This window comes from Paraburkholderia sp. J67, from assembly GCF_905220265.1.
GTDB lineage: Bacteria > Pseudomonadota > Gammaproteobacteria > Burkholderiales > Burkholderiaceae > Paraburkholderia.
Genome location: NZ_CAJMZK010000061.1, coordinates 1 through 3170, shown reverse-complemented (window position 1 = coordinate 3170; position 3170 = coordinate 1). Strand labels below are relative to the sequence as shown.

Genomic DNA, 3170 nt, shown 5'->3' with positions numbered 1-3170 from the left:
AGACATACCCGTTATAGGGTCAAGCGAACAAGTGCATGTGGTGGATGCCTTGGCGATCACAGGCGATGAAGGACGCGGTAGCCTGCGAAAAGCGGTGGGGAGCTGGCAAACAAGCTTTGATCCACCGATATCCGAATGGGGAAACCCACTCCGTATGGAGTATCCATGACTGAATACATAGGTCATGTGAAGCGAACGCGGCGAACTGAAACATCTAAGTAGCCGCAGGAAAAGAAATCAACCGAGATTCCCAAAGTAGTGGCGAGCGAAATGGGATCAGCCTGTACTCTTTATCTTCGTTGTTAGCCAAACGCTCTGGAAAGTGCGGCCATAGTGGGTGATAGCCCCGTAGGCGAAAACAGCGAGGAAGAACTAGGTGTACGACAAGTAGGGCGGGACACGTGAAATCCTGTCTGAAGATGGGGGGACCATCCTCCAAGGCTAAATACTCGTGATCGACCGATAGTGAACCAGTACCGTGAGGGAAAGGCGAAAAGAACCCCGGGAGGGGAGTGAAATAGATCCTGAAACCGCATGCATACAAACAGTCGGAGCCTCGCAAGGGGTGACGGCGTACCTTTTGTATAATGGGTCAGCGACTTACATTCAGTGGCAAGCTTAACCGAATAGGGCAGGCGTAGCGAAAGCGAGTCCGAACAGGGCGTCCAGTCGCTGGGTGTAGACCCGAAACCAGGTGATCTATCCATGGCCAGGTTGAAGGCACGGTAACACGTGCTGGAGGACCGAACCCACTAACGTTGAAAAGTTAGGGGATGAGCTGTGGATAGGGGTGAAAGGCTAAACAAACCTGGAAATAGCTGGTTCTCTCCGAAAACTATTTAGGTAGTGCCTCGTGTATCACCTTCGGGGGTAGAGCACTGTCATGGTTGATGGGTCCATTGCGGATTACGTCGCCATAGCAAACTCCGAATACCGAAGAGTGCAATCACGGGAGACAGACATCGGGTGCTAACGTCCGGTGTCAAGAGGGAAACAACCCAGACCGCCAGCTAAGGTCCCCAAATATAGCTAAGTGGGAAACGAAGTGGGAAGGCTAAAACAGTCAGGAGGTTGGCTTAGAAGCAGCCACCCTTTAAAGAAAGCGTAATAGCTCACTGATCGAGTCGTCCTGCGCGGAAGATGTAACGGGGCTAAGCTATATACCGAAGCTGCGGATGCATATTTATATGCATGGTAGGAGAGCGTTCTGTAAGCCTGCGAAGGTGCATTGAAAAGTGCGCTGGAGGTATCAGAAGTGCGAATGCTGACATGAGTAGCGATAAAGGGGGTGAAAGGCCCCCTCGCCGTAAGCCCAAGGTTTCCTACGCAACGTTCATCGGCGTAGGGTGAGTCGGCCCCTAAGGCGAGGCAGAAATGCGTAGCTGATGGGAAGCAGGTCAATATTCCTGCACCATTGTTGAATGCGATGGGGGGACGGATCGCGGAAGGTTGTCCGGGTGTTGGAAGTCCCGGTCCTTGCATTGGAGAAGGCGCTTTGGCAAATCCGGGCGCGGAATTCAAGGGTGTGAGGCCAGTCTCTTAGGAGACGAAGCAACTGGAAGTGGTTCCAAGAAAAGCCTCTAAGCTTCAGTTCAACAGTGACCGTACCGCAAACCGACACAGGTGGGCGAGATGAGTATTCTAAGGCGCTTGAGAGAACTCGGGAGAAGGAACTCGGCAAATTGGTACCGTAACTTCGGGATAAGGTACGCCCTTGTAGCTTGATGCGCCTGCGCGCAGAGGGTGAAGGGGTTGCAATAAACTGGTGGCTGCGACTGTTTAATAAAAACACAGCACTCTGCAAACACGAAAGTGGACGTATAGGGTGTGACGCCTGCCCGGTGCCGGAAGATTAAATGATGGGGTGCAAGCTCTTGATTGAAGTCCCGGTAAACGGCGGCCGTAACTATAACGGTCCTAAGGTAGCGAAATTCCTTGTCGGGTAAGTTCCGACCTGCACGAATGGCGTAACGATGGCCACACTGTCTCCTCCCGAGACTCAGCGAAGTTGAAGTGTTTGTGATGATGCAATCTCCCCGCGGCTAGACGGAAAGACCCCATGAACCTTTACTGTAGCTTTGCATTGGACTTTGAACCGGTTTGTGTAGGATAGGTGGGAGGCTGTGAAGTGTGGACGCTAGTCTGCATGGAGCCGTCCTTGAAATACCACCCTGATCTGTTTGAGGTTCTAACCTTGGTCCGTAATCCGGATCGGGGACAGTGCATGGTAGGCAGTTTGACTGGGGCGGTCTCCTCCCAAAGGGTAACGGAGGAGTACGAAGGTACGCTAGGTACGGTCGGAAATCGTGCTGATAGTGCAATGGCATAAGCGTGCTTGACTGCGAGACTGACAAGTCGAGCAGGTGCGAAAGCAGGTCATAGTGATCCGGTGGTTCTGTATGGAAGGGCCATCGCTCAACGGATAAAAGGTACTCTGGGGATAACAGGCTGATACCGCCCAAGAGTTCATATCGACGGCGGTGTTTGGCACCTCGATGTCGGCTCATCTCATCCTGGGGCTGTAGCCGGTCCCAAGGGTATGGCTGTTCGCCATTTAAAGAGGTACGTGAGCTGGGTTTAAAACGTCGTGAGACAGTTTGGTCCCTATCTGCCGTGGGCGCTGGATATTTGAAGGGACCTGCTCCTAGTACGAGAGGACCGGAGTGGACGAACCTCTGGTGTACCGGTTGTCACGCCAGTGGCATCGCCGGGTAGCTATGTTCGGAAGAGATAACCGCTGAAAGCATCTAAGCGGGAAACTCGCCTTGAGATGAGATATCCCCGGGGCTTCAAGCCCCTTGAAGGGTCGTTCGAGACCAGGACGTTGATAGGTCAGGTGTGGAAGCGCAGTAATGCGTTAAGCTAACTGATACTAATTGCCCGTAAGGCTTGATCCTATAACAGGTGTGTCTTACCCCCGAGTGGGTGAACAGGACGCACAGGTTGAGATCACGTGTTGTGCCAGATAAAACAACACAACCCCCGAATTCTTTACGCTTCTTCCCGATTGGCTGTGGCGCTGACCAAAGCGACGCAGCAACCCCTTATGCCTGATGACCATAGCGAGTTGGTCCCACCCCTTCCCATCCCGAACAGGACCGTGAAACAACTCCACGCCGATGATAGTGCGGATTGCCCGTGTGAAAGTAGGTAATCGTCAGGCTCCTTAT

The 3170-nt window shown here is 52.9% G+C and carries 2 rRNA genes; both read left to right on the top strand.

The features are described from left to right. Positions 1-17 precede the first annotated feature (17 nt). Positions 18-2897 (top strand): 23S ribosomal RNA (locus U5782_RS41050). Between the two features lie 152 nt (positions 2898-3049). Further along, a 5S ribosomal RNA gene (gene rrf / locus U5782_RS41045) occupies positions 3050-3163 on the top strand. The last annotated feature ends 7 nt before the right edge of the window (positions 3164-3170 follow it).